The 560-nt window shown below is 73.6% G+C and carries 1 protein-coding gene and 1 pseudogene; one reads left to right on the top strand and one right to left on the bottom strand.

The features are described from left to right. A pseudogene (locus IEZ09_RS46055) lies at positions 1-264 on the bottom strand (hypothetical protein); the annotation flags it as partial. A gap of 78 nt (positions 265-342) precedes the next feature. On the opposite strand from IEZ09_RS46055, the gene IEZ09_RS46050 reads away from it, so the two are divergent. After that, the coding region (locus IEZ09_RS46050) for a hypothetical protein (RefSeq protein WP_189260164.1) at positions 343-560 on the top strand (218 nt) is incomplete at its 3' end.

The raw sequence follows: 560 nt of genomic DNA, 5'->3' as shown, positions 1-560 counted from the left end.
AACCTCGGCACCGACACCGGTACCGGCGCTGATTCCGGTACCGACTCCGGCGCTGACTCCGGTACCGGCTCTGACTCCGAAGTCGGTGCCGGCACACCCGAACCTGGCGACGAAACCGGCGACGAGACCGGCGCAACCGGCGGCGGCGGCAGCAGCGGTGGTGGTGTCGGTGTCGGTGGTGTTCGTGTTGGTGGTGTCGGTGGTGTCGGTGTTGGTGGTGGTGTTGGTGGTGTTGGTGGTGGTGGCAACCGCACCGGCAGCCAAACCCCGCCTGGGGTGGCTGGGCTTGGGGTGACGGGGCTTGGGGTGACGGGGCCGGGCACGTCGGTCCCTTCTATTGTCGTGCAGGGGCAGGAGGCCTTCACCTCGGGCGCGGTCACGCCGCCGCCGGGCGCGGTCACGCCGCCGCCGGGTACGGTCACGCCGCCGCCGGGTACGGTCACACCGCCGCCCGGCACGGTCACACCGCCGCCCGGCACGGTCACACCGCCGCCCGGCACGGTCACACCGCCGCCCGGCACCGTCACACCGCCGCCCGGCACCGTCACACCGCCGCCCGG

The sequence above is a fragment of the Lentzea flava genome (assembly GCF_014648475.1).
Lineage (GTDB): Bacteria > Actinomycetota > Actinomycetes > Mycobacteriales > Pseudonocardiaceae > Lentzea > Lentzea flava.
The sequence above is the reverse complement of the archived record's forward strand: the minus strand, read 5'-3'. Positions and strand labels throughout refer to the sequence as shown.